The organism is Chlorogloeopsis fritschii PCC 6912 (assembly GCF_000317285.1).
Classification (GTDB): Bacteria; Cyanobacteriota; Cyanobacteriia; order Cyanobacteriales; family Nostocaceae; genus Chlorogloeopsis; species Chlorogloeopsis fritschii.
Map to the genome: position 1 here is coordinate 32,319 of NZ_AJLN01000143.1, position 23,851 is coordinate 56,169.

General features: G+C 40.4%; 27 protein-coding genes and 1 pseudogene. 18 read left to right on the plus strand and 10 right to left on the minus strand.

Annotation, left to right across the window (positions count from 1 at the left end):
- The first annotated feature begins 73 nt into the window (after positions 1-73).
- The 3 genes from UYC_RS0131760 (at position 74) to UYC_RS0131770 (ending at position 3,597) form a co-directional block, all read left to right on the plus strand.
- Positions 74-1,060, plus strand: a complete 987-nt coding sequence (locus tag UYC_RS0131760; protein ID WP_016872339.1) for a cytochrome c oxidase subunit II — start codon at positions 74-76, stop codon at positions 1,058-1,060.
- A gap of 14 nt (positions 1,061-1,074) precedes the next feature.
- Positions 1,075-2,739, plus strand: coding sequence for a cytochrome c oxidase subunit I (gene ctaD, locus UYC_RS0131765; protein ID WP_016872338.1), 1,665 nt, complete (start codon positions 1,075-1,077; stop codon positions 2,737-2,739).
- A gap of 255 nt (positions 2,740-2,994) precedes the next feature.
- Positions 2,995-3,597: a cytochrome c oxidase subunit 3 gene (locus tag UYC_RS0131770; protein ID WP_016872337.1), complete on the plus strand. Its 603-nt coding sequence runs from the start codon at positions 2,995-2,997 to the stop codon at positions 3,595-3,597.
- 206 nt (positions 3,598-3,803) lie between these two features.
- Here the strand turns inward: UYC_RS0131770 and UYC_RS0131780 are convergent, their stop codons facing one another.
- Positions 3,804-4,097, minus strand: a complete 294-nt coding sequence (locus UYC_RS0131780) for a DUF433 domain-containing protein (protein WP_016872335.1) — start codon at positions 4,095-4,097, stop codon at positions 3,804-3,806.
- 173 nt (positions 4,098-4,270) lie between these two features.
- On the opposite strand from UYC_RS0131780, the gene UYC_RS0131785 reads away from it, so the two are divergent.
- From UYC_RS0131785 to UYC_RS35905, 7 genes and pseudogenes are all read left to right on the plus strand, one after another.
- Positions 4,271-4,825, plus strand: coding sequence for a pyridoxamine 5'-phosphate oxidase family protein (locus UYC_RS0131785; RefSeq protein WP_016879802.1), 555 nt, complete (start codon positions 4,271-4,273; stop codon positions 4,823-4,825).
- A gap of 105 nt (positions 4,826-4,930) precedes the next feature.
- A complete protein-coding gene (locus UYC_RS38365) occupies positions 4,931-5,155 on the plus strand; it encodes a hypothetical protein (protein ID WP_127011403.1) in 225 nt (74 codons plus the stop codon).
- A 251-nt stretch (positions 5,156-5,406) separates the two neighbouring features.
- Positions 5,407-5,758 (plus strand): annotated as a pseudogene (locus UYC_RS35900) (phage holin family protein).
- 48 nt (positions 5,759-5,806) lie between these two features.
- A complete protein-coding gene (locus UYC_RS0131800; RefSeq protein WP_016872332.1) occupies positions 5,807-6,619 on the plus strand; it encodes a superoxide dismutase in 813 nt (270 codons plus the stop codon).
- Positions 6,620-6,631: 12 nt separating this feature from the next.
- Complete coding sequence (locus UYC_RS0131805; protein ID WP_026087293.1) at positions 6,632-7,969, plus strand: ferredoxin reductase family protein; 1,338 nt, start codon at positions 6,632-6,634, stop codon at positions 7,967-7,969.
- 111 nt (positions 7,970-8,080) lie between these two features.
- Entirely contained in the window at positions 8,081-8,230 is a 150-nt protein-coding gene (locus tag UYC_RS39180; protein ID WP_016872330.1) for a hypothetical protein, read from the plus strand.
- A 244-nt stretch (positions 8,231-8,474) separates the two neighbouring features.
- A complete protein-coding gene (locus UYC_RS35905) occupies positions 8,475-9,680 on the plus strand; it encodes a hypothetical protein (RefSeq protein WP_016879803.1) in 1,206 nt (401 codons plus the stop codon).
- A gap of 6 nt (positions 9,681-9,686) precedes the next feature.
- Here UYC_RS35905 and UYC_RS0131820 read toward each other — a convergent pair whose 3' ends face one another.
- Positions 9,687-10,460, minus strand: a complete 774-nt coding sequence (locus UYC_RS0131820; protein WP_026087292.1) for a Uma2 family endonuclease — start codon at positions 10,458-10,460, stop codon at positions 9,687-9,689.
- Positions 10,461-10,737: 277 nt separating this feature from the next.
- Here UYC_RS0131820 and UYC_RS0131825 point away from each other — a divergent pair, with 277 nt between their 5' ends.
- The gene (locus tag UYC_RS0131825; RefSeq protein ID WP_016872327.1) at positions 10,738-11,379 is read left to right on the plus strand and encodes an acyltransferase; all 642 of its coding nucleotides are present in this window, start codon (positions 10,738-10,740) and stop codon (positions 11,377-11,379) included.
- 23 nt (positions 11,380-11,402) lie between these two features.
- Here the strand turns inward: UYC_RS0131825 and UYC_RS0131830 are convergent, their stop codons facing one another.
- The 5 genes from UYC_RS0131830 to UYC_RS0131845 form a co-directional block, all read right to left on the minus strand.
- Positions 11,403-12,146, minus strand: a complete 744-nt coding sequence (locus UYC_RS0131830; protein WP_016872326.1) for a hypothetical protein — start codon at positions 12,144-12,146, stop codon at positions 11,403-11,405.
- Between the two features lie 111 nt (positions 12,147-12,257).
- Positions 12,258-13,070, minus strand: a complete 813-nt coding sequence (locus UYC_RS0131835; protein WP_016872325.1) for a metallophosphoesterase family protein — start codon at positions 13,068-13,070, stop codon at positions 12,258-12,260.
- Entirely contained in the window at positions 13,067-13,858 is a 792-nt protein-coding gene (locus UYC_RS0131840; protein ID WP_016872324.1) for a CobW C-terminal domain-containing protein, read from the minus strand. Before UYC_RS0131840 ends, UYC_RS0131835 begins: the two co-directional genes overlap by 4 nt.
- A gap of 9 nt (positions 13,859-13,867) precedes the next feature.
- Positions 13,868-13,996 carry a hypothetical protein gene (locus tag UYC_RS40100; RefSeq protein WP_268743972.1) on the minus strand — a complete coding sequence of 43 codons (129 nt, stop codon included), beginning with the start codon at positions 13,994-13,996 and terminating at the stop codon, positions 13,868-13,870.
- Between the two features lie 42 nt (positions 13,997-14,038).
- On the minus strand, positions 14,039-15,280 hold the full coding sequence (locus UYC_RS0131845) for an FAD/NAD(P)-binding protein (RefSeq protein ID WP_016872323.1): 1,242 nt from the start codon (positions 15,278-15,280) through the stop codon (positions 14,039-14,041).
- Positions 15,281-15,375: 95 nt separating this feature from the next.
- Here UYC_RS0131845 and UYC_RS0131850 point away from each other — a divergent pair, with 95 nt between their 5' ends.
- From UYC_RS0131850 to UYC_RS0131860, 3 genes are all read left to right on the plus strand, one after another.
- The gene (locus tag UYC_RS0131850) at positions 15,376-15,792 is read left to right on the plus strand and encodes a Fur family transcriptional regulator (RefSeq protein WP_016872322.1); all 417 of its coding nucleotides are present in this window, start codon (positions 15,376-15,378) and stop codon (positions 15,790-15,792) included.
- Between the two features lie 237 nt (positions 15,793-16,029).
- A complete protein-coding gene (locus UYC_RS0131855) occupies positions 16,030-17,064 on the plus strand; it encodes a DUF2891 domain-containing protein (protein ID WP_016872321.1) in 1,035 nt (344 codons plus the stop codon).
- Between the two features lie 419 nt (positions 17,065-17,483).
- Positions 17,484-18,215: a hypothetical protein gene (locus UYC_RS0131860; RefSeq protein ID WP_016872320.1), complete on the plus strand. Its 732-nt coding sequence runs from the start codon at positions 17,484-17,486 to the stop codon at positions 18,213-18,215.
- Positions 18,216-18,349: 134 nt separating this feature from the next.
- On the opposite strand, the gene folE is transcribed toward UYC_RS0131860, so the two are convergent.
- From folE to UYC_RS38370, 3 genes are all read right to left on the minus strand, one after another.
- Complete coding sequence (gene folE, locus UYC_RS0131865) at positions 18,350-19,000, minus strand: GTP cyclohydrolase I FolE (RefSeq protein ID WP_016872319.1); 651 nt, start codon at positions 18,998-19,000, stop codon at positions 18,350-18,352.
- A 96-nt stretch (positions 19,001-19,096) separates the two neighbouring features.
- On the minus strand, positions 19,097-20,173 hold the full coding sequence (locus UYC_RS0131870; protein ID WP_016872318.1) for a CobW family GTP-binding protein: 1,077 nt from the start codon (positions 20,171-20,173) through the stop codon (positions 19,097-19,099).
- A 95-nt stretch (positions 20,174-20,268) separates the two neighbouring features.
- Positions 20,269-20,430, minus strand: coding sequence for a hypothetical protein (locus UYC_RS38370; RefSeq protein ID WP_157171295.1), 162 nt, complete (start codon positions 20,428-20,430; stop codon positions 20,269-20,271).
- 167 nt (positions 20,431-20,597) lie between these two features.
- Here UYC_RS38370 and UYC_RS38375 point away from each other — a divergent pair, with 167 nt between their 5' ends.
- The 4 genes from UYC_RS38375 to UYC_RS0131890 all read left to right on the plus strand — a co-directional run bounded on the left by UYC_RS38375 (position 20,598) and on the right by UYC_RS0131890 (position 23,790).
- Positions 20,598-20,741: a hypothetical protein gene (locus tag UYC_RS38375; RefSeq protein WP_016872317.1), complete on the plus strand. Its 144-nt coding sequence runs from the start codon at positions 20,598-20,600 to the stop codon at positions 20,739-20,741.
- 89 nt (positions 20,742-20,830) lie between these two features.
- On the plus strand, positions 20,831-22,150 hold the full coding sequence (locus tag UYC_RS0131880; protein ID WP_016872316.1) for a serine/threonine protein kinase: 1,320 nt from the start codon (positions 20,831-20,833) through the stop codon (positions 22,148-22,150).
- Positions 22,151-22,423: 273 nt separating this feature from the next.
- A complete protein-coding gene (locus UYC_RS0131885; protein WP_016872315.1) occupies positions 22,424-22,726 on the plus strand; it encodes a hypothetical protein in 303 nt (100 codons plus the stop codon).
- Positions 22,727-22,887: 161 nt separating this feature from the next.
- Positions 22,888-23,790 carry an MvdC/MvdD family ATP grasp protein gene (locus UYC_RS0131890; protein WP_016872314.1) on the plus strand — a complete coding sequence of 301 codons (903 nt, stop codon included), beginning with the start codon at positions 22,888-22,890 and terminating at the stop codon, positions 23,788-23,790.
- Positions 23,791-23,851 lie beyond the last annotated feature (61 nt).

A 23,851-nucleotide genomic window follows, 5' to 3' on the forward strand; every position in this document is an offset into this window, starting at 1 on the left:
CCGAAAACAGTTAACAGTCAACAGTGAACTACTGATAACTGATAACTGGTAACTGATAACTGAATTTGTTGCTATGAAAATCCAGAAATTATTAAAGATTTTGACATTGATTACGAGTGCGATCGCGCTCACTACAACTAGTCTCTGGATCGGGAAGCAGGCTTACTCTTGGCTACCTCCAGAAGCTGCGGCTGAATCTCGACTAGTTGATGACTTGTTTAGCTTCTTGGTAACTCTAGGTGCATTCATCTTTTTGGGAGTCACCGGAACGCTAATGTATTCTATTATTTTCCATCGGGCGAAAAAGGGCGAGATTTGCGATGGCCCTCCTATTGAGGGTAATGTGACATTAGAAGTTGTCTGGACAGCAATCCCAATTCTACTCGTGTTTTGGATTGCCGGTTACAGCTACCAAATCTACGAACAAATGGGAATTCAAGGGCCAAATCATCTAATGCACTTGCATATGCCGATGGGAATGGAATCAGCTTATGCGGAACCAATAGAGGACAAGGGAACAAGGAGACAAGGAGACAAGGGGAATATTTTGGATAGTTTCTCTGCGTCTTTTGAAGTCGCGTCAAATTCAGAGCCTGTAGAACAAATAGATGTCCTTGCTAAACAATGGGCTTGGGTTTTCCATTACCCAGAAAAAAATGTCACCAGTACCGAACTACACTTACCTAGCGATCGCAGAGTACGTTTGGCATTGCAATCAGAGGATGTTCTACACGGCTTCTACGTTCCTGCCTTTCGACTCAAGCAAGATATAGTTCCTAACGAAACTATTAACTTTGAATTCACCCCAATTCGCTCTGGCAAATACCGACTCACAGATTCCCAATATAGCGGTACATACTTTGCAACCATGCAAGCGGATGTAGTGGTTGAATCACCAGAAGATTATCATCAATGGCTTGCCAAAGCTGCAACTCACAAACCATCTCCTGCATCCAATCAAGCCGCTTCTGAGTATGCCCAAGTAGTCAATCAATCATTCCCAACAGGCTGGGCGACAGTTGCCCCAGCAGAACCTCCTGTGGTTAATTATCCTGGTTAAAAGGAAACAAAGCGATGACGAACATTTCTATCGAAAGCATCGGTATCGCCAATGAGCAATCTCATCACGATATTCCAGACAATTGGAAGCGATACTTTAGCTTTAGCACCGATCACAAAGTCATTGGCATTCAGTACCTGGTGACTTCGTTCATATTCTTTCTTGTCGGTGGCATCTTTGCAATGGTGATTCGGGGAGAGTTAATGACCCCTGAATCAGATCTAGTTGATCGCACCATTTATAATGGTATGTTCACCATGCACGGCACAGTCATGCTGTTCCTGTGGACATTCCCGTCATTGGTTGGTCTTGCTAATTACCTCGTACCACTGATGATTGGCGCACGCGACATGGCTTTTCCTCGCCTCAACGCTGCCGCCTTTTGGATGGTGCCTGTAGTGGGAATTCTCTTAATGGCAAGCTTTTTTGTGCCTGGCGGCCCGGCACAAGCTGGCTGGTGGTCTTATCCTCCAGTCAGTCTGCAAAACCCCACAGGTAACTTGATTAACGGACAAGTAATTTGGCTGTTGGCGGTGGCAATATCCGGTGTCTCTTCGATTATGGGGGCAGTAAACTTTGTTACCACCATTGTCAAGATGCGCGCACCAGGCATGAGCTTTTTCCGGATGCCTCTGTTTGTTTGGGCAGTGTTTAGTGCTCAGATTATCCAACTTTTTGGACTACCTGCACTGACAGCAGGCGCGGTGATGCTGCTACTCGATCTCACAGTTGGCACAGGCTTTTTCGATCCAGCCAACGGTGGAAATCCAGTCATGTTCCAGCATTACTTCTGGTTCTACTCCCACCCTGCCGTTTATGTGATTATTCTGCCTATATTTGGCATTTTCTCGGAAATTTTCCCAGTTTATGCCCGCAAACCCCTATTTGGTTATAAAGTAGTTGCCGTATCGTCACTCTTGATTGCCGTAGTCAGTGCGATCGTTTGGGTACACCATATGTACGTCAGCGGTACTCCTGGCTGGATGCGGATGATTTTCATGTTGACAACGATGTTGGTATCCGTACCGACTGGGATTAAAGTCTTTGCTTGGGTGGCGACGATTTGGGGCGGTAGAATGCGCTTAACCACACCGATGCTATTTGCTCTCGGTGGATTGGTATTATTTGTCTTCGCTGGTATCGTAGGTATAATGCTTTCTTCCGTGCCTGTCGATGTTCACGTTAACAATACCTACTTTGTAGTTGGTCACTTTCACTACGTTCTTTACGGAACCGTGACGATGGGAATGTATGCCGCCATCTACCATTGGTTCCCAAAAATGACTGGACGGATGTACTACGAAGGCTTGGGCAAACTGCACTTCTGGTTAGCATTCATCGGTACTAACCTCAACTTCTTCCCCATGCATCCATTAGGATTGCAGGGTATGTTGCGTCGAGTCGCTTCCTACGCACCAGACGCAGGATATGAATTCTGGAATATTGTTGCTAGTGTTGGTGCATTCTTGTTGGGAATGTCCACACTGCCCTTTATTCTCAATATGATTGGAGCTTGGACAATTGGTGAGAAAGCACCAGATAATCCTTGGCAGGCAATTGGATTAGAATGGGAAGTCTCTTCACCACCTCCAGTAGAGAACTTTGAAGAAATTCCCGTTGTTGTCAGCGAACCCTATGGTTATGGAAAATCCGAACCACTGACAGCTAAAACTCACTAGCTTACTATTTGCATACTGAATATCTTGCACCATTCTCAATAGCCGTAAGGTGGGCACTGTCCCCAAGGTAAAAATAAGGGTTTGAGGAAAGTTAAGCAGTGCCCACCCTACAAAAATTACTTAGCGCTATTTTCTCTTTTTTTTCTTCGTGTCCTTTGTGTCCTTTGTGGTAGCCTGCGGCAAGCCGCTAACGCGTCTACATTAAATAAATTCGTGCACCACTTTTCACAACCCTTAACAAGGAGAACTTCACTAATGGACAGTTATATCATTTCGGAGGATTTGCAGCTACATCAAACAGAGCATAGCCACGACGAAGAAGGCAACAAAATGTTTGGCTTCATTGTCTTCTTGCTGTCTGAAAGTGTAATTTTCCTCAGCTTTTTTGCAGGATACATTGTCTACAAAACCACAACTCCCAATTGGTTGCCGCCCGGTGTTGAAGGGCTAGAAGTTGTAGCACCTGCAATTAATACAGCAGTTCTCGTTGCCAGTAGCTTTGTAATTTACTTTGCAGAACGCGCTCTCCAACGCCATAATCTCTGGGGTTTTCGCCTGTATTTGTTGGCGACTATGGCTATGGGCAGTTACTTTTTGTTTGGGCAAGCAGTTGAATGGAATAGCCTCGAATTTAGCTTAACTTCCGGTGCTTTCGGCGGGATGTTTTATCTACTCACTGGCTTCCACGGTTTGCACGTTCTTACTGGTATCTTGTTGCAGCTAATTATTTTTGTGCGTTCTTTCATTCCAGGTAACTACGATTCTGGACACTTTGGGGTAAATGCCACTTCCTTATTCTGGCACTTTGTTGATGTGATCTGGATTATTTTGTTTGTTCTTCTCTACGTTTGGCAGTAAACGCAAGCTCATTGAGAAATCTCTGTGATACAGAATAGGCGATCGCACTTGTTTTCTTCAGTGTCTTCTTTAGGATAGTGCGATCGCTTTTGAATTATTCTATTCTTCACTCCAAGCACTTAAAAATTCCACCTGATTTCGCATATCCTCTGCTGACTTAGCTGTAATTAATTTCAGAAGGCGGTACAAACGAATAAGGCTCATTTTTAAATCTGAGACTTCTTTACATGTAGTGCTGCTAACCGCTCATACTCCGCTTTTTCTTCTGCCAAATCAGCCTCAATTTCCTCTCGGTTTGCGTGATAGTACGTCAGTGCTGCATAAACTTGTACTAGTGTTAGATGATCCTTATCAGCAGCAATTTCTTCTGCACTGTAACCTTGCTTGTACAAAGCAGCTATACGGCGTACTGATGTACCTGTCCCTGCAATAATAGGACGCCCACCACGTAGTTTAGGATCTCTTGTAATCAGCGTGCCAATATCAGTGATAGTTGCCAAAATCTTTCTCCTCAGATATCTCACCTTTACATGGTCTAGGCTAGCATTTGTCTTAATATTATGAGAGCGATCGCTGTTTCTTCGGAGCCGATCCACTCAAAAAACAGATCCCCGACTTCTCACCAAAGTTGGGGATCTAAAAAGCGCATTTTAGTTATATGAACCGAGTAACAATGATGGAACCTGCAAGCGCTACAAACGGATGGGTTAACACAATCGATTCTAAAAATCCAGAAGTCATTGCCAAAGCATCTCGCATCATAGCAAATAATATTTATTGCACTTTATCTACTTGTTGTGCAGATGGTTCTCCTTGGGTATCGCCTTTGTTTTTTGCCTATGATGATAACTTGAATATCTATTGGAGTTCGGCAATCGTATCAAAGCATTCGCAGAACATATACAACAATGGCAGAGTCGCGATCGCTATTTTTAATTCGAGCGTTTCAGAAGGCACACCAGAAGGATTGTATTTGTATGGAACTGCATCTGAACTAAAGCGAGAAGAAACAGAAAAAGTGATGAAGCTACTTGTAAATCGGGCAAGAAGACAAGTGAATCGAACAATAGCAGATTATTTAGATGATTCACCCCGCAGGATTTATCAATTTCAACCTCAAGAAGTTTGGGTAAGTGGCGATCGCTTGCCTATTGATAATAGCAATGTATTAGTTGACACAAAAACTCAGGTAAATTTGTTAGAATTGCGAAACTCAAAATTGATTTAACCCATATTAATTAAAGATTGCAGCGCTATAAAAGCCCAATCTGTTAGCTGTACGTCGGATAACTGAGAAACCGAAGTAACTTCAGCCCTCAATCACTCATTGAGTGTGAGCCAGATTGATAGCTACTATTCCATTAGTCAGATGCGATCGCTACAGCAATGGTATAGTCTAACGCCTATGACAGGTTTCTTGACAAAAGATGCCAAGGCACAGTTTGGTAGACTGGTTGGTTTAGCCATAGCGCCAGATGGTTCGCTGTTATTCGCCGACGATACTAATGGCGTAATTTATCGCGTGTCCTACACAGGTACAAAACCATCGCCTCGTTAGCGATCGCAGCAAAATTACTTCACTCTCTACTCATGCAATTCTAGATTCTAGTCACTTTTTAATCACATTTACTTTCAACACTAAATATATAGCAGTTCTAAATGATTAGTGAGATATTGTGTTTGAATTATCTTTCTTTAGGTCTGATCTAATGATGTTTGTCACAAAAATTTTACAACTCAAATAGGATTGCTATACATACAATTTGTCCTCTACTAATTAATCACTACTTGAAAAAGGGAGGGATGATTATGGCAGGTCTTATTCTTACCTGGTTAGTCACTGCTGTGAGCTTTTTGATTATTTCTAGACTACCATTTTTGGGAATTGAAATAGATGGATTTGGCAAAGCAGCAATTACTGCCATAGTTTTTGGTATTCTTAATGCTATTTTGCTGCCAATTCTCACTTTTGTTCTTACCATTCATTATCCTAACCATAGGATTGTTTTTCTTTATTTTAAATGCCATCATTTTTGGCTTGGCAGCTGCGCTCGTACCAGGATTTAGGTTACGTTATGGATTTTGGAGTGCTTTATTAGGTTCAATCGCCCTAGCAATTATTAACTCAATTCTGCTGAGATTGGTAGCTCAATTTGCTTGAACAAAAGTAATATTTCTAGCAATTTTATAATTAAAAATTTCAAGTATGATGAAATCATTTTTTTTACGACCAATTATTTGGTTTTTCACAGGTATTTTATTAGTATCTACCCTGTTTGCTTGTCAACCTCAACAGGTAGCAGAGACGCCCACAACAAACACTACAGCTACTCCCATACAAACGACTGCACCTGTTACAGATACGCGTCCCATTGCTTTTTTAGATCGCCAACTTAGTGCAAATCCTGCCCAGTTGCCACCATTACCTTATCCCTATAACGCCCTAGAGAAAGCTATTGATGCAGAAACAATGAAACTGCATCATGACAGACATCATGCAACTTATGTCGAGAATCTCAATAATGCCTTAAACCAGTATCCTCAACTGCAAGATCGAAGCGTAGAAGCATTGCTGCGCGATCTCAATAGTGTACCTGAAGATATCCGCACAACAGTACGCAACAATGGCGGCGGTCACCTTAACCATACAATATTCTGGCAAATTATGAGTCCTCAAGGTGGCGTAGAACCAACAGGAGAAATTGCCCAAGAAATTAACCAAACCTTTGGCAGTTTTGAGGAATTTAGAAAACAGTTTAATGAAGCGGGAGGCGATCGCTTTGGTAGTGGTTGGGTTTGGCTAGTGCGCAATCCTCAAGGACAGTTGCAAATTACAAGTACACCTAATCAAGATAGCCCAATTACGGAAGGTTCTTATCCAATTATGGGTAATGATGTTTGGGAACATGCCTATTACCTCAGATACCAAAATCGCCGCGCTGAATATTTGAATAATTGGTGGAACGTCGTCAATTGGCAAGAAATCAATAGACGCGCCCAAGCTTCACGTCAACAGAGTTAAAAAAGGTGGCTTATGAGAAGTTTGTTAATGCATAGTCCGGTTGTCATTGCAGCTGGCTGGATTGGGGCATATTTGTTCATCACCCTCTTACCCTTATTAATTCTGCTCATCTATCCCCCACTAACAGGAGGAGGTGTTTGGACTGACTTTTCGGTTGCTTTGGGTTTCATTGCTTTGGCTATGATGGCATTGCAATTTGCTCTTACTGCCCGTATTAATCGTGTAGAAGCTTCCTACGGTATTGATATTATCCTCCAGTTTCACCGCTACATCTCGTTGGTAGCATTTGCATTCATTCTCATCCATCCGCTGATTTTGTTCATAGTCCAGCCAGAAACACTACAACTATTAAACGTTTTTACAGCGCCGTGGCGAGCTAGAATGGCCGTTACGGCAACTTTGGCGTTGATAGCACTAGTTGTTACTACTATCTGGCGACAGCAACTGAAGATACCTTACGAACCCTGGCGCACTTCTCATGGAGTTTTGGCAGTCTTAACAGTTGGTTTGGGATTAGGACACGCTATCGGTGTGGGTAATTACTTAGGACTGTTTTGGAAGGCTGTATTGTGGACAGCGATCGCTCTCGTCGCCCTGTGGTTGCTAGTTTATGTGCGTCTGGTGAAACCTTGGTTCATGCTCAAAAAACCATATCTAGTAGAGGAAGTACGACCCGAACGCGGTAATGTATGGACACTTGCACTAAGACCGAGAGGACACGAAGGTTTTCGCTTCCAACCCGGACAATTTGCCTGGATTACCCTCGACATATCTCCATTTCGGATGCGAGAACATCCCTTTTCCATGTCTTCTAGTGGAGAACACCCTGAGAAAATAGAGTTCAGTATCAAAGCTTTAGGAGACTTTACCAACACCATCAAAGACGTCAAACCAGGAACAAAAGCTTTTTTAGATGGGCCATACGGAGTATTTACCACAGATCGATATGAAGATTCAGCCGGTTTTGTTCTAATTGCTGGGGGTATCGGCATTACACCGATAATCAGTATGCTGGTAACTGCTGCCGAACGTAAAGATGATCGCCCCTACTTAGTAATTTATGCCAGCAAAACTTGGGATGATGTCACCTTTCGCGAAGAACTAGAAGATTTGAAGAAAAAGCTAGACTTAAATATCATCCATGTTCTAAGAGAACCACCCGAAGACTGGTCAGGAGAAAAAGGCTATGTAGACAAGGAACTTTTGGAGCGATACATACCCAAACGACGCGCCACACGGCAATACTTTATCTGTGCATCGCCCAAGATGATGGATCAAGTAGAATTAGCTTTACATGACCTTGGAGTTCCACCTACGAACATTCATATGGAACACTTCAATCTTGTTTAATTGAGTTCAGAACGGCGAATTGATGTCGAAGATATTCCCTAAATCAGAGATATTTATGTTAAACCCGCACATATAGTATTTAGTAGTAAATTTGCGCAACCAATAATAACTATGCGTTATAGCATCATGCTTCAAATTGTCACAGGCATCACCCTAATTTTACTTGGGGGTGGAGCTTTGTTCGCTTGGATACAAAACCGTCCCGTAGAAACTACAGAAGTAAATGGAAATAGAAATCTAACTACAATTTCCTCAGATTAGACAATGGCAAAGTATACACCTCATTTTGAACGCCAACATCTTTGTCGAGAACGCCTCATTGCGATTATCGCCCTAATCAACTTGGTGTTAGTTTTTTTTTAACGCTAGCTACCTATATGCACGGGATTTTTACCTACAAACTATCCCTGGACTTACCCGTTTTTACGATCCAATTAAGGGTATAAAACCTCATCCAGAAACTGTTAATTATCTAAAGCAGGTAGAAGCTTTAGAAGCACAGGTTGTGGCAACTGGATTGCAATCACCCCAAGTAGAAAATCAACTGGCACAAATGCGCCAAAGTAGTCTGCAAATAATTGAAGATAACCCATTTGCAGTAGGGAATAAAAGTAAAATTTTAGAAAAAGTTAAAGAAGAACTTCGACAAAGAACAGATGAAAACTTTGCTCGTGATGCTTTTACAACTTTTTGGAGTTCGGCTTACTTGCAGAGTAGAGGTTGGCAGCAAGAAATTAATTTTTGGAATTCTCAAATTCGCCCTTTAATTCAAACCAATTTCTATCGAGATATTAATAGATTTGGAAAATTTGTCGATTATTTTTGGCTACTCGACCTGTCATTTGTCATCGTATTTGCTCTCGATTTATTAACACGTATCCACTTTATTAAACGCCGTCATCCTGAAATAGGTTGGTTTCGAGCGCTATTGCGACGCTGGTATGATATTTTCTTGTTGTTGCCATTTTGGCGATGGCTGCGAGTAATTCCTGTAACAATTCGTCTTTATCAAACAGATTTATTAAATCTAGAACCTGTAAGAGCAGAAGCTCAACGTGATTTTGTCATCAGCTTTGCCGCAGAATTGACAGAAATGGTAGGTATTCAGGTAATCGATCAAATCCAAGCATCGATTCAACGCGGAGATGTAACCACCTGGTTGTTTCATCCTGAGTCTCGCCAACCTTATGTGCAGGTCAATAATACAAATGAAGTTCACGCACTCACTACCCGTCTAGTTAATGTTAGTGTTTATGATGTTCTTCCAAAAGTGCAACCAGACATTGAAGACTTATTGCACCATAGCATTACTAGCACTCTTAACCAATTGCCAGCTTGGCAACAATTGCAGTACTTTCCTGGTTTGAACAATTTCCCATCTCAACTAACAGAAAATTTGTCAAAATCCGTATCTCAAATCGCATACAAAAATTTGATTAATGTCATAGAAGATCCAGTTTTAGCAGAGATTACTTCCCGCTTAGGTAGTAATTTTCGTGAGGCGTTAGAAAAAGAGTTACAGAAAAAACACAATGTTCAGGAAATTCAAACTTTACTGATAGATTTACTGGAAGAAATCAAAATTAATTACGTTAAAGGCATTCAAGAAGTTGGAATTGAACAACTCATTGATGAGGCCGAGCAATTACATTACAGAATTAAATCTTACTCTAAGATAGCCTCTGGTTCTATTGTTAAGAAAAGCAACTAATAATGTTTAGTCTATAGGCAAGTTATTCGGATCAATGCCCTGAGATTGCAAAAAGGCTATGAGCTTTTCTTTTTGCTGACGCTCTTGTTCGGCGCGCTGACGCTCTTGTTCGGCGCGCTGGCGTTCTTGTTCAATCAATTCCACTGCCCACGGTAACAAATTACCTGTCCGCTCCCACCACCGCAACCAATAACCAGTTCGGGCTTCTTTTGTTCCTTGCCAAGTTCCCAAAAATAAGCCCATTGAATCAACCCAATGACGACCATTTTCATCTGGCAGTTTTAGTTCATAGCGTCTATTTTCTAGTTGATAAAATTCCAACAAACCAACCTTAGGGTCAAAAATTACATATATGGGAGCCTGCAAAATTTGCTCGTAAAAAAACCATTTTCCTGGTGGATAGGTTCGTTTTACCGAATATTCTTCCCCCTGATTATCAGATAAAAATTCCATCACCACCGCAGGCACATCCCCTTCTAAATTGGGGGTGTAGCTTTTGCGTTCTCCTAAAACTTGATTTACGCAAGGAACATAAAGCCAATCCGGTGCTTTAACAATAAATTGCCCATTTACAGTCGCGCAAAGACCAAAATTGGAAGCAATCAACATCTGGGGTTGGATGAAACCACTGATTTCTAAACTTTCACGCAAAGCACCAGCCAAAATTGGCTGACCTGTATTTTCCACTGGTTCATCCTCTAATTGAAAATCGTCGGGCAATGCTTCCCACGATATTACCAGTTCAGTTGGCGATTTAGTTGCACCAAGTTGGGTTGCCATAAAGACTGCCTTTGGTCGATTTGTTTTTATTTTATCGTTGTCAGTTGGTGTCATACTAATTCGTACAGGAAGCTTTGCTGCTGTATTCAAAAGGAAGTTTGGTATTACACCCAGTGAGTGTTTGTCAGGCAAAAAGAATATTTTTGGCGGATCGTGTCGTTTCGCAGATGTAATGCCGTTTTACACTAGACTTACCCAATAATACCTCTCTACACTAAGCCTGATTGCAATTATCTACATATCTCCGGCAAAATACTTCCCAAACCGTTCGCAATGTATGACTATTCTAAGCACTTTGCTCTCCTTATTTCCTGCTTTGGTAATATTAATGGCATTCATATCTTTCCTCTTTATTTGCTTTCTACCAAGTATATTTAGTGTTGCTGCTTTGTTTTTTTCTTTGTATGTATTTCCCTTGTTAGTATACAAAATACATGAAAAGTTTTACCCTCTTCAAGAAGGAATCAGCTATTTACTAGGTAAAAATTACTCTCCTTGGTGGGGCACTCATCAAATACAAATTATATATATTACCTTTCCGGCATTAGAGGCTGGATTGCGCCTCATTCCTGGTGCTTTTTCTTTCTGGCTAAGGTTGTGGGGAGCAAAAGTTGGTAAAAATGTTTATTGGACACCCCATCTCGAAATTGCCGATCGCTCGTTATTAGAAATAGGTGATAATGTAGTTTTTGGTCATAGAATCGGTATTTATTCCCATGTTATCAAACCTAAAAAACAAGACTTAATGTTGTATGTTAAAAAAGTAAAAATTGGCAGTAATGTGTTTTTGGGAGCTGGCTCTTATATTGGCCCTGGCGTGCAAATTGTAGATGAAAATTTTGTAGCTGCTGGTAGCTATTTGTATCCAAATCAAGTAGTGAAAAATATCTCAAACACGGTAACAGGGTTAGGGGAATAGGAAATAGAATATATGATTTATCATTATCTTCTAGTTGAGAGGGGTCTAAAACCCTTACTTGTCCCATATCGTACAGTCCGAAATTCTACGTGATTTGTGCTGGGATTGTAGAGAGTATATGTTGCTTCTCCTGGAGTCTTTCCAACGTTGCCTACCCCAATGATTTGACGTGGGGTGAGGTTGACTGTTTGGGGAGATGCTTTACTATCAAGGGTTGTAACTCTTGCGGTGATGGAACCTGCTTGCAGTTGATATTGAAAAGTTAAACCAGAACGACCGCAAAATAAATTATGAGCTTGCATTCGCATGAGGCGATCGCACATAATTATTGGAGAAGTTTCTGGGGTGAGTTCCTCATCTACAGATACCGTTGTGCCATGAATTAACAAACAATCCAGTTCAAAAAACCCAAAATCAAGGCTTCTGATCCATTGCACAGTTTGACGTGAGACACACTCCCACAGCAATTTAACGGTTTCTACTCCATATTTTGCCATCAACTCAGTGGGTTCACCGATTGCACCAAGCCCATGCAAAATCAAACACTGTTCTTCCCACCATCCTTTGCAAACCAAAGGTTCTAATTCTCCAAATTGGGGTTGACGTACAAGTTCTATCAACTGTTCAGATTCTCGTGTTGGCCCCACTATATCGCCAAGAATATATAATGCTTCAATTGAACGAATTTGACGCTGAATATCTGTCATTACTGCTTTATAAGCTGCCAAATTACCTTCAATTCCACTTAAAATTGCCCATTTAGTCATAAAAAAATAATTTGTTCTTACTAACCACTAACTACTGTACGGGCGGGTTTAGAAGATAAATTATCCGTTTGAACGGCAAGATTATCAACAAAACCCGCTCCTACTAACCCATCACCTAGTACAAATATGAGTAGGATCGTCAGCCCTTTCTGCATATTCCAAACCATGCGCTAAACGCCAAGCAAAAATTGCAGGTAAGCCCTTTTCAATAATTGCTGCACAAGTTTTTTGGTAATTATAGGGTATTTCTCTGAGTGTTACTTCTTGAGTATTAATATCATAAATTACATAAGTTGCATTTGGTCGTCCATGCCGTGGTTCTCCGACTGAACCAACGTTGACTATCTGCTTCATTGAAGCATAAAATTTTTTTTGCTGTTCTTCTTTTCCTTTACTTTTAATACTAATTTTTAAGTTGACTGCATCTAATATACGAACATAAGGTACATGAGTATGTCCACAAAATAGAACATCTGCACCTGTAGAAAGAACTCTTTCTAATGCTAAAAAAGCATCTACTTCTGGCAATAAATATTCATGGTTGCTATGGGGACTACCATGAACAAAAGTGAGATTGCCTTCACGTAAACTATAGGGTAATTCTGCTAAAAAATTGCGATTTTCTGAATTAATTTCTTTATTTGTCCACTCGTGAGCTAACTTGCCACGTTTTTCAGCTATTAATGACGGATAACTACACTCACAAGCATTTAAGCCCTCAACAATATCTTCATCCCAACAACCTACACAGGTGGGAATATTTAACGAGCGAATTTTTTCTACTACTTCATTAGGATAAGGGCCATAGCCAACTAAATCACCCACACAAAAGATTTTTTCAGCTTTTTGTTGATCGATATCTAGCAAAACGGCATCTAAGGCTTCGATATTGCCGTGAATACAGGATATGACTGCTATTTTCACGCTTTTGTCTCCTCTAATAGAGTTTCTTTTACCTGTTGTTGGTAATGCAAAATTGCAGCTTCAGATAAACAGCAATCTTCCAATGTTTGGCGCAAGGAAGCTTCATCTAAGTTATTTCCCAGCACTTCTAAACCACTGAAACTTTGGGGTATCCCATCCAAGTGACGAGGAAGATCTAATTCGAGAAAATCTGTGGAAGGAACACCCGCCACAAAATCAGCGTAAAGCGATCGCCCGTCAGGAACATTAAAAATTCCCTTAGCACGGGTAACTGTTCCATAAGCTCCGTGGGTGATTTCGTACCACAATTCGTGTAAACTGTCTTCGTCTATCACTTGACCTGTGCTGGATGCCCGCCATAATTTAGCTTGGGCAAAACTAGTTTGGGTGTCTGCACCAATAACTATCTCGTCAGCCCAAACATGGTACTCAGAATCTTGGAGGTGTGGCGGCACAAGGGCAACAGCGTGATAAGTTAGGTTGTCTAATATTTGCGCGATCGCACTCAATTCTAAATAAAAGCCAAGTTCAATATAGACAACATTTGCTACTGCTAAGTGCTTAAAAAACTCAACCTCTTGTCCATCGCCAAAAACTTTAACTTTGGGTAATTCCGTCGCTAGGCGCGTTTTATCGATAGGAACATTGCCCACACCAGGACTGAAATACACTATATTTTCATCACTAAAGCGAAATTTCTCGTCTTTATTAGCTAGCTGTTGGTAAATCCAGGTAGTTTTGCCACACCCAGCCAAGCCGGCAACAACAGTAATAATTGGATTACTCATAAATCAGACTCATAAATAATCATTGGCGATAAGTAATGTCAAAATCTTTGTACCAGACGCGATATATCGTGTCTGAGTATCCGGATTCATACCACGATTCAGCAATGCCAAATTTCTTAATGCCCAATACCTAGTCACCTATCCCCTGTCCCCTGTTCCCTGTCACCTATCCCCTATCCCTTATGCACTTCTAGGATGCGAAAGCGCGATTGTTGACTTCACAATTGCTGGAACAATCTTCTCACTCGCCATTCTCGCACCAGATAAATTTCGCGCAGTTGGCCCGACTTGTAAAGTTGCTAACCCACCCATTAAGAATAATTCACAACCCGGAACGCGCAAATATTCATCCAAAACTGGCAATCCCTTAACTATCTTAATTGGATATGCTTCCAAAACTTCTTGTAATAAGACCTCAGATGTAACATCAAATTTAGTGCCTGTAGAAAGCCAAATTCTACTATACTCATGCTGACTACTATCACTGCATTTGACTCGCCAAGTCTCACCCATCCACTCAGCCTGAATTACTTGACAGTTTTCATCAATCCTAAGATTACCGTTGCGTACTTCTCGTCGCAGTTGCATAGCGATCGCTGGTGTCATAGAACCGCCATTACGAGCTTCCAAAATCATCGCCAAGCGCTTCTCGTAATCTTGTTCTGCAAAAAATCCTTTCAAATATTTTGGCCCTAACCAACCTGGTTCGGCATCAAATAATTTTTGTTGTAACTGTCGCCGCATCATCAAGTGGACTTTCGCACCACGAGAAATAGCACCCACTGCTAAATGCCCGCTCGTTAAACCACCACCAACAATTAATACTCTTTCACCTGTTAGACATAATTTACGTAAATCCACTGAAGTTGAGTGGCAAATTCTATCGCGTGGATACTCCGGCTCTATCTGGGTTACCCAGTCGGGAATTTGCAATTTCCCGTTGCCCGTTGCCATTACTACCCGCCGCGCCGTAATTGATTGCCCATCTTGCAACCACAAGCGCAGACGGGGGCGCAAGGGATGAGGTAAAGGTTGAATACGTGTTACAGCCAGGGGAATCACCTGCTGTTGCAATGAAAAGCGGCAAATTACATCCTGACAAAAATCTTGGAATAACTGAGTTCCCGGCAAGTCGTAGGGAGGAAATAACTCACTAGAACGAGATTCAGCAAATTTACGCAACGCAAATGGGTTGGGATCGGGATGATGTACAGCTGGAGAACGTAAATGGGGGATTTCTAAAGCAGCAAATTGGCGCTGCCAGCGACTTATCCACTTGCCACTAGGGTCAAACACCAAAATTTTACCCCGCATAGTTTGCCGTTTTTGCAGTAAGTGGGTTACCAATGTTAAAGCATGAGGCCCAGCACCGATAATTGCTAAGTCAGTTTTAGTAGGTAAGGATGGTTGAGTGTCTTCCATCTTAATCAGATTATGATTATGATAATTATTATCATAATCATAGCCTTGATAAAATTGTAAAGCCAGTTCTCAGTCGTTACCTACTTTTGTTGTGTATGAGCAGTATTGGTGTAACATCTCGACTAACTCGCTATCAACAGAGCATTTTGGAATTTCTAGAAAAACTTGAGTCCCCAATTTCTGCTCAGGATTTGTACGTGCAACTGCGCTCATCTCATCAACGCTTGGGGTTGGCAACTGTTTATCGTGCGCTGGAAGTATTGAAGTTAAGGGGATTAGTACAAAGTCGTACCTCAGTTAAGGGTGAGTCTCAGTATAGCTTGGTGCAGCAACATCAGCACCATGTTGTATGTCTGCAATGCGGTAAGTCAATCCCCGTAGAGGCTTGTCCTGTTTGCGAACTAGAAACTCAATTACGTCAGTCTCTGTCGTTTAAGATTTACTATCACACCTTGGAGTTTTTTGGCTTGTGTGCGCCTTGTCAGTTGGAAGTTCCTCAATCTCTAGAATAAGGCTAGAGCTAATCGGATGCTAGACGAATTGAGTTCACACTTCTAAGTGACGATTTTGCATAATATCATGTCTGCTTAAAGACTTACTGTTTAGGCTGACGCACCAGACGCGGGGAGATTTTAATGATAAGTGATTAGCCGGACTTGACATAACATAAAAATCAATACCTGTCATTCTTATATCTCGTCATTGACAAGATATTTAAACAGAAGCTGCAACACTACAGCTGAGAAACTATGGAGTTCAAAGCAATGGAGATTGATGTAGCGATCGCAACGAAGTTTGTTCAATTAGTGCTGAACTGCATCAACCAGGAGTATCCACACAACAACGTTTTCTGGTTTGAAAGCGATGAAGATATTAAGCCACCACGCGAATTGACGCCAGCGTTTTATGGTTGTCTGGATTGGCATTCAGCCGTACATGGACATTGGTTACTTGCACGGTTAGCTCGTTATTTTCCTGAAGCTGAATTTCAGACGACCGCAAGGGAAGCACTGCAACAAACCCTTACTTCAGAAAAAATTCAAGGAGAGATTGCCCATTTGCAGCGATGCCCATTTTTTGAGTGCCCTTATGGGTTTTCATGGCTACTGCAACTTGCGATGGAATTAGACGAGTGGAGTGATGCCCAAGCGAAAGAATGGGTATCTGTCTTAGAGCCTTTAGAAACAGTGGTTGCAAGTAACTTTCATCGCTGGCTACAAAGACTTGAACTTCCCGATCGCACAGGAGGGCACTTTCACACTGCATTCCCGCTATGCCTAGCACTCGATTGGGCACGAAGCAAGAACAAGGAAAACCTTGTGAATCTGATCGACAATAAGGCACGACAATTTTATCTGGACGACAAAAATTATCCATTCCAATTTGAGCCGTTGGGCTATGATTTTGTTTCTCCCTGCCTTGCGGAAGCAGATTTGATGCGACGCATTCTCTCACCAGCAGATTTCACGAACTGGCTTACTGATTTTCTTCCACAATTACTCACAGAGGAAGTTGTACAATTGTTACAGCCTTTACAAGCAGCTAATCCCAACGACTATTTGCAATCTCATTTTCGGGGTTTAAACCTTAGTCGAGCGTGGATGCTTGAAGGTATTATCTCTGGCTTACCCGATAGTGATTCTCGGCTCGATAGGCTTCGTTCTATTGCTGTTTTACATCGTCAGTTTGGACTGGTAGATGTTGCGAGCGATCGTTATGCTACTAGTCATTGGTTAGGGACGTTTGCAATTTATCTCCTAACGGCGCGTGGATTATGTAGATAGATACTTCGAGTAGCTCCAGCGGTCGAATAGGACGTTGGAGCGGACAAGTGAAAGATCCTAGTGGTAAGTTCAAGGTAGTTGGTTGTCGCTCAACTGTGTCTTTATACTGCTCAAGCTATCAGTGAGAACGCAGTCGAGAAGTTATATGTAGGTGGCAAGATTAAAACTCTTGAATTGGCGACGCAGAAATTTAGAAATAATCATATAAGTATAATTTGACACAATCAAAACGCGCTTGCGTGTATTTGCTGAAATAACCAACGCAGAGGGTTTTTAGCTGGGTAGCCGCAATTTATAAGTGCCAAGTCTGAATAAAATTTAACTTTTATTCCTAATATCAAATTTACGTATTTTCTCACAATGTCATTTGGATTGCTATATGATAGAGCAAATCCAAATAGAAAATGTTTAAGTCTTAAATGAAAGTATTTTTCGACGTTAACCAATCTATCTTAGAAGCTCTTTTTGAGAGCTATAGTAAAAATGCAAAATTACTAATATCAAAAATCAGTCAAGATAAAAACTTAAGCCAATTTGACAGGTTTGATAAGAGGTTTAATATAACTTGGGGAATGAAAATTGAGTTTAATGATAATTTACGTATCACTAAAGAAGACACAAGAGCCTGCTATATGTTAATGCTCAAAATATCTGATTTATGGTTTGCCTTTGAACATTTAGTTAAGACAGCTTCTGAAGTAATTCCTAAAGATACGAATTTCCATAGCAAAGTTGATTTTTATCAAGAAAGTACGTTGGAAGCATTAGGTTTTAATCCAATTACGTCAAATTTTAATCAGTTGATGTATGGTAAAGTTTTGCATAGAGAAGCATGGAGACGTGAAGTTTATCATCTTCTTGCATATCTAAAAAATAACACTACAGGTGGAACACAAAAGTTAATTGAAGCAGCAATTATACTCATAAAAGATAATAATGCATTGCAGGCAAAGCACATCTTTTCAATAGCATACGGAATTAGAAATATCTACGTGCATGAAGGTGTATCGGCTGCACTTGGAAGTCGTAATTATCAAGTTAAAAGAGCTTTGTATTTAGTTGTATATGACATACTTGTTTTGTACTCATTGGCATTGGCAGACTCCTATTGTTGTAAAAAGTTAATTAACTACTCGGCTATTCGTCATTAATTAGCTCTGCTTGGTTAATGTCCGCAAAAGCAAATTCGCTGCTTCCACCAGTGAAGAGCAATCGGTAGCGATCGCCTCGGTTATAGATATCGGATTGCGCTAGTTCTACCGAGGCGTGGCTTAGAAAATGAAAGTTACCTAAATTTAGTGTTGTGCAGAATTAAGTTCATAAATTCCTCACGAGTGCGAGCATCGTCTGCAAACACACCTCGCATCGCGCTGGTAACAGTCCAAGAACCAGGTTTCTGCACGCCGCGCATTACCATGCACATATGAGTTGCTTCCAGTACCACTGCTACCCCTTGAGGTTTGAGTAATCCTTGCAGTGCATCTGCAATTTGTAGGGTAAGACGCTCTTGTACTTGCAATCGTCGCGCATACATTTCACAAATACGGGCTATCTTGGATAATCCAATTACTTTTCCATTCGGAATATATGCTACATGAGCACGACCGATAATCGGCAGAATATGATGCTCGCAGGAACTAAAAATATCGATATCCCGGACTAGCACCATTTCATTAGCATCTTCTGTGAAGACTGCACCATTGAGCAGTTCATCTAAAGATTCATGATATCCCTTGGTGAGAAACTGCAAAGCTTTGACTACTCTTTTAGGAGTGTCTTTTAAACCTTCGCGTTCTGGATCTTCTCCTAAGCCAAGTAGCAAAGTCCGCACAGCTTGCATCATTTCAGCTTCTGTTACTTTTGGCGTTTGCTGAGTAGATAATGATGACAATACTTCTGATGCAGAATTTAGTTCGGGAGGAATCGATAGAGTCATGTTTTGATTTTGTTGGAAGGTTTTTACTGGTGAAACTTTAGATTTACTAGTTGTTAAATTCCAAGTATTTTTACGAGGAATTAACAACTATTTTAATTATGTCAAACATTCATTGATAAGTGATAAAATTTTGCTAGTATCTAAATCTCGTCCAATTAAAACTAATTGATTTGTAGGTGTAGTTTTCCATTCATCTGCATCTAATTGATAGCGCGGCCCACTCAGTTGAAAAATGTGCCGTAAAGGACTGTCACTGAACCAAAGTATTCCTTTAGCACGAAAAATATTTTGTGGCAAATGTTCGGTGAGAAAAGTTTGAAATTTTTGGACATCAAAGGGGCGATCGCTTTGGAAAGATACAGAAACAAATCCATCATTTTCTAAATGGTTGGACTGATGCCCATGATGATGGTGATGGTGGTGGTGATGCTCGTGAGTATCTTCATGATGGTGATGCTCGTGAGTGTGTTCATGATGATGATGTTCATGGGTATCTTCCTCAATTTCGGAAGTATACTCATCTATTGGAGTCAGATTCACATCTAAAATTAAAGGCAATGGCACTTGACCATATTGAGTATGCAGGATTCTTGCTCCAGCTTTAATATCCTGAATATAAGCTTCTAATTCTTTTAACTTTTCTTGGGTTGCAAGATCAGTTTTATTTAGCAAAACTACATCCGCATAAGTTATCTGTTTTAAAGCTGCTTCACTTTCGTAATGGTTAGGAGTAAATGCTTCTGAATCTACCAGAGTGATGATAGAATCTACCCTAGTTAAATCTCTCAGTTCTGTCCCTAAAAAAGTGAGGATAATTGGCAGAGGATCGGCAACACCAGTAGTTTCAATCACAAGATAATCAATCCGGTCTTCTCGTTCTAAAACTCGATAGACAGCATCGACTAATCCATCGTTAATAGTACAACAAATACAGCCATTACTCAGTTCTACCATATCCTCATCCATAGATATGAGTAGCTGACTGTCTATATTAATATCACCAAATTCATTAACTAAAACAGCAACTTTTAAATTCTGCTTATTCTTGAGAATTTGATTGAGCAGCGTGGTTTTACCACTACCCAAAAATCCTGTAATTATAGTAACTGGCATTCCCCGCTTGGGAATATCGAGCATTTCAATGTTGGTTTGTGTTTCTGTTTGATAAATCATGGTTTTTGAGATCTATTTCGTGAACTTGAGTCAATTGCGTGTCTATGTGTGAATGAAACTCACACGGGTAAACTATGCTGTGCCAAAGAGTGGAATTACAAACGAAACCTATTTCTGTAACTAATTTGATCGCAGTCTTGATACTTAGATGTAGCTTTTGCACTGCTGTTGCCAAGATGTTTGTACAAAGCAGGTTCAAGCTTAAGTTGGACTGGATCGAGGAAGTAAGCATATACATTAACGATAATCGTTATCATAATAACCTAAAAAAAGTTTTTTGAGAGGTGATTGAGTATAGAGATTGATAAGACTGACTGTCAGGATTTACGCACAAGTTATGGAATAATAAACCGCAGAGAACGCTAGGGAACGGAGTCAAGAGGATTTGAGAGGGATTTTGCCTAAGTCCTAACTATTTGAAGGTGTGACGCGCGATCGCGTGATGAAGCGAATTGCTCCTGTAGAAGCAGGTGCGCCCAAATTATGGACTTTTATTCAAAGATTAGTTGAAGACTGTGTTGCGGCAGGTTATTTACAAGATACTCCCGTTGCCAACATGAATCATTAAATCACCGTTTGTTAAGGCGATCGCGCATACAAGCATACTCCTGTTTTAAGAATTACATTAGAATTACGTCCTTTACAGGAGTAGTTGCCATGCTGGAGGCAAGACAAATATTACAGGAGCGCTATCAACTTAAGCAAAAATTAGGACAAAATGCAGGGCGTCAGACATGGTTAGCTGAAGACTTAGCAACTGAGCCAAAGGAACCTGTGATTGTAAAGCTTTTAGCTTTTGGCGATCGCTTCCAATGGGAGGATCTCAAGCTTTTTGAGCGGGAAGCAGATGTACTCAAGAACTTGAGCCATCCCTGCATTCCCAAGTACCGCGATTATTTTTCTATTGATGATCGCATTCTCTGGTTTACTTTAGTTCAAGAATTTATTCCCGGTTCATCTCTTAAAGAATTATTAAATCAAGGAAGAAAATTTTCTGAACAAGAGGTGCGAAAATTTGCTACTGATGTATTGGAAATTCTCAATTATTTGCACTCCTTGATTCCACCTGTTCTCCACCGTGATATTAAACCAAGTAATTTGATTTTAGGTGAAGACAATCAAATTTATGTGGTTGACTTTGGGGCGGTACAAGATAAAGCCACTGCCCCAGGAGGCACATTTACAGTAGTTGGTACTTACGGATATACTCCTATAGAACAATTTGGTGGTAGAGCAGTTCCTGCTTCTGATATTTACGCTTTAGGAGCCTCCTTAATTCATCTGGTTACAGGTACTGCACCTGCTGATTTACCACAGCGAAATATGCGAATTCAGTTTAGCGATCGCACTAACTTAAGTCCTCAGTTTGTGCGTTGGCTAGAAGGAATGACAGAACCAGATGTTGAGCAAAGATTTAAAACAGCTACCCAAGCTTTAGAAGCTCTCAACAGTCGCCTTGTTTCTCAATCCTCATTTTTAGTTTCTCAACCCCACGGTAGCCGAGTTCAACTTAAGAAAACTGCCAGCCAATTAGAAATAAAAATTCCAGCTAGAGGGCTACAATTTTCAGATTCTTTTTTAATATTTTTTGTTACTGTTTGGTATGGTTTTCTGATAACTTCAGGTTTTGTTCTTTATCCTTTTTTATTACTTCATTGGATAGCTGGCTTATTTCCACTAACTTTGTTGATTTTGCCTGCTTTTGGGGAAGTGTACATTTATTTTAACCATGACTATTTTTTTATAGTGTGGAAATTATTTGGTCACCACTATCGACGACAGCAGGGAAATACTTCAGCTATTCATAATGTTTATATTAATAGAGAACCGATTTCTTCTAATAATAAACCTTTGATGTGTGTCACTGTTGAAGCTGGAACACAAAAATATAAGTTTGGTTCATTTAGTCCTGAGTTAGCTGATGCAGAACGTAAATGGTTGGTTCGAGAAATTAAAGAATGGTTAGGACTACAATAAACATTATCAATTGTTAAGAAATCTTTCATAAATTTAAGATCCCCGACTTCTTTAAGAAGTTGGGAATCTGTATTTTAGACTGTATTTAATTGTTAAGATATCAATACTTCGTAAAAAGGAAATATTTATTTCTTATATATGTAACTTAAACGGCTTTAAGCTGAAGTATATATGTTTTTGTATTAGATTATAATCCGTGTTAGGAAGTAAATATAAACTCTATTCAAGATACTTTGTAATGTATCGATTAATTTACATTTTTGGAGTTTTTTTATGCGACACCCATTTGATTTAGATATTTCGGAACTCAAATCTTTGAATTTAGAAATTGAAGACATCAGTAACGATGAAGCCGAGAAAGTTTCTGGTGGTGCTGATGCTACAACTTTAGCAGTGGGCGAGGAAGGTGGTGGTGAAGTTACAACCCTCGCCTTGGGTGAAGAAGGTGGTGAAATGACTACCGAAGCTTTTGGTGAAGAAGGAGGAGGGGGACAAGTTAGTACCAAAGCTTTAGGTGAAGAAGGGGGCATAATTATCACAAAGGCCTGGTTTGAACACGGTGGTTTTTGCTTTTGAACCATTTTAATTCTTTCCAAAGACCTTGTTTAAATTCCACTGTTATATGGGCTGAAAATCTTCATAAAATGTCTGGTTTGTGTTTTTCAGACTATGAAATTGCAGCATGATAAATCAAATGCTGCAATTTTATTAAATAAATATTTTCTAAATTTTTTAAGATGAATATTTTAATTTTGGGTAATGCTCAAGATGCCCATGCCTCAGCAATCAAAAATGCTCTGATGGAGGCGGGAGTAATGGCAGATTATTTAGATACGTCTTTATTCCCAACTCAATTACGCATATCGTGGAAACCAAATCAAACAGGACATTTAATATTGCCAGAAGGGCGCAGGCTAGAAATTGAAGATATCCATAGTGTTTACTGGCGGAATTTTTCTGGGGTTTCTGTGCCTCCTTTATACGATCGCCATCAGCAGCAAATAGCCATCAATGATTCAATGAGTACTTTGCGATCGCTCATGCAATCTTGTCAGCCACGTTGGGTAAATTCTTGGCAGGCATACCAATTTCACAAAGAAAAACCTCTCCAACTGAGCAAGGTGAAACAAATAGGAGTGACAATTCCCCAAACTCTGATTAGTAACGATCCAGAGGAAGTGATTAATTTTATCCAATCCTTAGATAAAGTAATATTTAAGCCTGTATATGGAGGCGCACACACCAAATTAGTAACAGCAGATCATCTAGAACCAGAACGATTGAGTTTAGCTCTGAGTTTTTCTCCTGTAACTATACAAGAATACGTTCCAGGCACTAATATTCGTAGCTATGTAATTGGTAAGTCAGTTTATACAGCTGAAATTCGCAGCAGCCAGTTAGACTTTCGAGAAGATGTGGAAGCTGAGTTAATTCCCATAGAATTGCCTGCTACGGTTCAACAACAATGTTTAGATATTGCTCAAGCATTGATGCTAGAGTGGACAGCCATTGATTGGCGTCGTAGGCATGACGGAGAATACTTTTTCCTAGAAGCAAATCCTAGCCCAATGTTTTTGCACTTTGAGCGGCAAACAAGATTTCCCATTACTCGTAAGTTAGTCGAACTGTTGATGCATTAGTAGTTAAGAAGGCAGATGGCAGATGGTAGAGGGCAGAAGGAAAGGATAAGGGAAAAGAATA